We start from the raw sequence: 6,360 nt of genomic DNA on the forward strand, positions 1-6,360 counted from the left end.
TTCGCGTGGTCGATTTGGAGGTCCCGCGTCGCGTTTACCCCGGTGACAAATTTGTGGTCGCATCGGTGTTGCAGGCCACTGGGACCGCTCCATTGGAAGTCGATGTGGAATTAGTCGACGCACTCGACGCCGGCGACGGAAGTTCCGCCGGTGAACCTGGGGATTCGGCCGCAGTATCCAGTTTGCCAGGCGGTGTAGTCTTGGAAACTCAACGTGTCAAGTTGGAACCCGACGCGACACTCACGGACATTCGCTTCGAGATCGAGCCACAAACCGTCGGTCGTCGGCGATTGGCGGTTCGGGGCGTGGCCCCTGCTGAAGATCGCAACGCAACCGACAACATGCAAACGGCTCGCTATGAAGTGGTCGCTCGCAAGTTACGCGTGTTGGCGATTGCCGGTGGGCCAACACGGGAATATCGCTTCGTGCGGAACCTGTTGTATCGCGATGAGTCGGTGCAGCTTGATGTCTGGTTGCAGACTGGGGGCAAGGGAATGAGCCAGGACGCGGACGAGTTGTTGGCCCGGTTCCCTGAAACGGCGGAAGAGTTGTTTGACTACGACGCGGTGGTGATGTTCGATCCCGATTGGTCGGCGATTGATTCCGCTTCGCTTGATTTGATGGATCGTTTTTTGACTCAGCAGGCAGGTGGTTTGGTCTTGGTGGCCGGCCCGGTTTTCCACCCAAAGATTTCAGGCGATCGATCTGACTCGCGGTCCAGTCAAATCGGTGCTTTCTTTCCCGTTAACTTGGCAACTCGTGGTCCGTTGCTTGGTGGTGGTCGCCAAGGCGGTTCCGAGGCCTGGCCGTTGCAGTTCACGCCGGAATCATCCCAGGCTGAGTTTCTCTGGGTGGCGGATTCGCCCGAAGAGAGCTTTGAAATCTGGGAGGAATACGGTGGCTTCTACGATTACGTTGGCGTCAAAAGCGCGAAGCCCGGTGCCAAGGTCTACGCTTACTTTTCGGACCCGACGACGGAAGTCAGCGGCAGTTTGCCGATCTTCATGGCGAGCCAGTTTTATGGTGCTGGTCGAGTTTTCTTCCAGGGCAGTGGCGAAGTGTGGCGGTTGCGTGCCGCCGGCGATCGTTACTTCGACAGCTACTACACAAAACTGATTCGCTGGGTCAGCGAGGGTCGGTTGTTGCGAGACAGCAATCGCGGCGTGTTGTTGGTGGACTCTGATCGAGCCATGGTGGGACAGAACATCACGCTTCGAGCCGTCTTGGTTGACGACCAGTTTCAACCGCTGACGGAACCGTTCGTGACCGCGAAATTGTTGGCTCCCGACGGCAAGATCAAGGATCTCAAGCTGACCCCGGCCGCGGATTCGCCACGCGGTGGCACGTACACCGGCAACTTTGTCGCGACCAAAAGTGGTGGCTACGAGATTCAATTGGCCGTCGGTGACGCTTTGGATGAACAACTTCTTCGCCAAAGTGTGCAGGTTCGCTTGCCGACCAGTGAGCTGGAACGACCACGTCGAGCTGACGATGAATTGATGAACTTGGCGTCGGCGACCCGCGGGGAATATGTTCCAGTGGATGAGTCGACGTCGATGAGCGATGTTCAAGCGACGTTGTCCGAGGCCATCGTCCCGCAATCGCAAGTCACGTTGTTGGCTGGCACGCCGGACTCAGCGTTCACGCTGCGTCGCAACGCCGTGCTGATGTGGTTGATCGCATCCGTGCTGACCTTTGAATGGGTGACACGTCGTCTGCATCGTCTGGCTTAGCCGCTCGTTCATCCAGTGGTCGGGCAAAGCGAGACGTCAGGGTTTTTCGTAGTGGACGAGGCGACGAGTCCTTGGTCTTGACGCCAGTTCGAGACTCGTCGAGCCGTCAAACGCGATCGCGAGAGAGTTCGGGCGTGAGGCTGCCGAGTGGCCCTGTTGCTTGCATCCTAGCCCGACGCGTCCGTTCTGAAGTTGCGCTTTTACTTGAGGCATTGGTTTTTCCTAACCCGACGCGTCAGCGAGGGACCGCGTGCCATCGCAACGAGTCGGTGGGGCCCTCGCTAACGCTTCGGGGTGTGAACTCGAGCAAGTCGACAAACCGCTCGTCGTTGGCGACTGGTCCGGCGGAACAATGGAGACAATTGTTCTACACTTGTCACACTCGCCTTTGGCGGAGCCAGAGTAGAACAGTTGTCCCCAACTGTTCGCGTGTCGGGGTGGAACTGTCGAGCCGTCTAACGCGATCGCGGGAAAGCTTGACGCAGAGGCGGGGAGTCGCGGAGACGCAGAGGAGCGTTCAAACAGAGTAGAACAGTTGTCCTCAACTGTTCGCGTGCTGGGGTGGAACTGTCTAGCCGTCAAACGCGATCGCGAGAGAGTTCGGGCGTGCGGCCGCCGAGTGCCCAATCGCTTGCATCCTCACCCGGCGCGTCCGTATTGAAGTTGCGCTTTTACGTGAGGCATTGGTTTTTTCCTCACCCGACTCGTCAGCGAGGGACCGCGTGCCATTGCAACGAGCCGGTGGGTCCCTCGCTGACGCTTCGGGTTGTGAACTCGAGCAAGTCGACAAACTGCTTCTCGTTGGCGACTGGCCCGTCGAGCCAATGCAGGCAATTGGTCACGGCCTGTGTATCGATCACGCCTGAGAACTGCCATTTTTTCACGCGTCGCGAGCGAGACGTCAAAAAGCTATGATTGTCGGTTGAGTTTCTCTTCTCTTTGATGATCACCATGACGCAGACGCAACGAAAAATCTTGATCACCGGCGGTGCCGGCAACGTCGGCGGATCGTTGGCGTGCCGATTGGCCGAATCGCCTGACAACGAAGTCGTCGTGGTCGACAACTTGGTCACTGGAGATCGTTCCAAGTTGCCTCCCGCATCGGCAACCAACGTTCGGTTCATCAAAGCCGACGTGAACCGACTGGATGATCTGTCGCCAATCATGACGGCCACACGCTTCGATGCGGTGTTCCACTACGCGGCGCTGGTGGGTGTTCAGCGGACGTTGGCCAACCCCGTCGCGGTGTTGGAAGACATCGATGGGATCCGGAATGTGTTGTCGCTTTCCAAAAACACGGGCGTCGGTCGCGTGTTTTACGCCAGCAGCAGTGAGGTTTATGGCGAACCGGTGGAGATGCCGCAACACGAGCAGACCACGCCACTGAATTCGCGGTTGCCTTACGCCATCATCAAGAATCTAGGCGAGTCGTACTTTCGGTCGTACCACCAAGAGTTCGGGTTGCCGTTCAACGTGTTTCGGTTTTTCAATACCTATGGGCCGAAGCAAACGACTGACTTTGTGGTGCCGAAGTTCATCGCCGCGGCGCTCGCGGGCGAGGATATTCCGGTGTACGGCGACGGGATGCAAACACGAACGTTTTGCTTTGTGGATGACAACCTGGACACGACCACTCGTGTCTTAGAGGATCCGAGTTGGGCGTGCGAAACGATCAATGTCGGGAGCGACATCGAGATGACCATCAAATCGTTGGCGGAAACGGTGATCGAAATGACCGGCAGTTCCTCCAAGGTGGTGCACTTGCCGCCGCTTCCCGAGGGCGACATGACTCGCCGTTGCCCTGACATTACCAAGATGAAAAAAATCCTGGGTCGCGAACTCACACCGCTCCGCGAGGGACTCGCCAAATTGATTGAAGCCGCGACGCAACGTTCTTCTTCTCAGGTCAAAAGCGGGTGAATACGCCACCACTTCCCGGGGACTCGTCACTTGGGCCGCCATCCGATGACTCGGGCAACTCGCGTGGTTCGGAATCCGCACGGGAGCCGATGACCGAGTCGCAGACGATCGGTGGTCAGGCTGCTGCGCGTCGGTTGTCGATGGGGGCGACGATGCCGCCGGCGGAAGTGCCCGGTGTGCGTTTGCAGCGTTTCCTCGGGGCTGGTGCGTTTGGGCAAGTCTGGGTGGGGCGTGACATCAACACCGGACGCGGTGTGGCGGTCAAGTTTTACTTGCACCGGGGCGGTGTGAACTGGTCGTTGCTCTCGCGGGAAGTCAAGAACCTGGTTCAGTTGTCGGCGGATCGACATGTGGTGCAAGTCCTCGAAGTCGGCTGGGACGCGGACCCGCCTTACTACGTGATGGAATTGATCGAAGGCGGTTCTCTGGAAGACATGCTGGTCCGGCGCGGAAGGTTGCCGGTTGCGGAAGCCGTCGATCTGTTTCGAAAGATTTTGATTGGACTGAATCATTGCCACGGCAAAGGCGTGCTGCACTGCGACATCAAGCCCGCGAATGTTTTGTTGGCCGCTGACAATGAACCGCGACTGGCTGACTTTGGTCAAAGCCGAATGTCACACGACCAAACTCCTGCCATGGGAACGCTGTTTTACATGGCGCCCGAGCAAGCCGATTTTCAATCGTCACCGGATGCGCGATGGGATGTGTATGCGGCAGGAGCAATCTTGTTTCGGATGTTGGCTGGGTCGGCACCGCACCGAGACCAAGCCTTGTTGTCTCAGTTGGATACCGCGGGATCGTTGCCGGGTCGATTGGCGCGTTATCGCGAGGCGATTGCTTTGGCGCCGCCTGCCGCGGAACAGCTTCCACGGCGAGACATCGATCGTTCACTCAAGAAAATTTTGCAGCGTTGCTTGGAGGTCAATCCAGAGTCTCGCTACAGCAACGTTCAGCAGATCTTGGACGACTTGCATCACCGTGACAAATCGCGTTCGCGGCGACCGTTGATGTTGTTGGGGATTGTTGGGCCGTTGCTGTTGATTTTGGCGACGTGTTTCTTCGGTGCACGCAGCATTGATTTGGCCACGCGAACCGCGACAAAAGAACTACGCACCGAAGCGTTTGGCAGCAACCAATTCGCGGCTCGCTTGGCCGCTCAAACGTTGGAAACGGAAATTCAACGCTACTTCGATTTGGTGCACGAGGAGGCTCAGCGAGAGAAGTTCGAAGTCCTGCTCGCCGATTTGATTGAAGGAGAAACGTCCAAACCCGTGTTGGAGCGGATTGCGTCGTCATCCAGTCCCGTCGATGCGCTCGTGCGAAAAGATGCTCTCGAAGCGAGAGATGTTTTGCTCGAGCACCCGGCTCAATTGCGTTTGGATGAATATCTCTCGGAACGTTTGGCTCAGTACCGCCAACCGTCTGAACCGGGCAAGCCTCGTCAGCGATTGGCGACGATGTTTGTAACCGACCGCGCGGGAACGATCATGACGATCGTGTATGGGAAGTCGGTTCCGAGAGAGCAGAACAGCGTTGGACGCAACTTTGCGTATCGGACTTATTACACCGGTCGCAAAGACGACTATCCGTCGACCATTCCGATGGAATCCGTGGAGCCACTTCGGCACACGCACTTGAGTTCCGCGTTTCAAAGCACCGCGACGAAGATGTGGAAGGTCGCGATCAGCACGCCGCTTTGGTTGGAAGATGGCAGCGTCGTGCTCAGCGGGCGTCGCGAGACACCGGACCGAAACCCGGACGCTGTGTTCGTGGCGACCATCAATCTGGGCGACTTCCAATTGTTGCAGCGGGCGGGGTCCGGTGACCAATCGGATGAAGACAACCCCAGCCAAGTCGCGGTGTTGGTGGAGGCTCGGGAAGGGGATCTGCGAGGGACGGTGTTGCAGCATCCCTTGATGGATCAACTGCGAGAAAAACGTCAGGCGTTCTCGGACAAGAGTTACCAGGTCGACGGCGCAACGATGGATCGATTGCTCGAAGGTGGTGACGTCGATTATCGCGACCCGATGGCCAAGGCGTCGATTGGCAACGGATTTGGTGGTGAGTGGATCGCTGCCATGGAACCAGTCACTCTGCCTCGGCCAACGCATGCGGCGCCGCCTGCGGACAGGGAGGGCGGGCGCCGCGAACAGGGTGGCTCTGATCGACGCCGGCCGCCAGGGACAGCGGGGCAAACCGATTTGCTCGTGCTGGTTCAGTATCGCTTGTCGGAAGTGCTGGGGCCGGTGGCAGAACTTCGGCGATCGTTGTTGTTCGAAGGGGCGTTCGCAATCGCATCGATCTTGGGCATGACATTGTTTCTGTGGTGGGTGGTGCGCCGAGTGACCACACAAGACGAACGTCGCGCCGCCAAAGAAGACGAGTCACCCGCTCCGCAACAAGAGCGAATCGAGACGATGACGCTGGGGTAGGGAACGCTCCAAAGAAATCTGACGCAGAGGCGGTGAGCCGCGGAGACGCAGAGGGAGAGTAGAACAGTTGTCCCCAACTGTTCGCGTGCTGGGGTGGGATCGTCGAGTGGCATGACGCGAACGCGAGCGAGCTTGACGCAGAGGCGGGGAGTCGCGGAGACGCAGAGGAGCGTTCAGCCAGAGTAGAACAGTTGTCCTCAACTGTTCGCGTGCTGGCGTGCTGGCGTGGAGTCGTCGAGTGGCGTTGCGCGATCGCGGGTGAGCTTGACGTAGAG

At 58.3% G+C, this 6,360-nt stretch carries 2 protein-coding genes and 1 pseudogene; all 3 read left to right on the forward strand.

What is annotated here, in order from left to right:
* Positions 1-1,733: pseudogene (locus ACF8AM_RS02905) on the forward strand (VWA domain-containing protein); the annotation flags it as partial.
* Between the two features lie 915 nt (positions 1,734-2,648).
* A complete protein-coding gene (locus ACF8AM_RS02910) occupies positions 2,649-3,653 on the forward strand; it encodes an NAD-dependent epimerase/dehydratase family protein (protein WP_392554193.1) in 1,005 nt (334 codons plus the stop codon).
* 89 nt (positions 3,654-3,742) lie between these two features.
* Positions 3,743-6,085 carry a serine/threonine-protein kinase gene (locus tag ACF8AM_RS02915; protein WP_392554194.1) on the forward strand — a complete coding sequence of 781 codons (2,343 nt, stop codon included), beginning with the start codon at positions 3,743-3,745 and terminating at the stop codon, positions 6,083-6,085.
* The last annotated feature ends 275 nt before the right edge of the window (positions 6,086-6,360 follow it).

The sequence above is a fragment of the Rhodopirellula sp. JB055 genome, from assembly GCF_043100905.1.
In the GTDB taxonomy this organism is placed as follows: Bacteria; Planctomycetota; Planctomycetia; order Pirellulales; family Pirellulaceae; genus Rhodopirellula.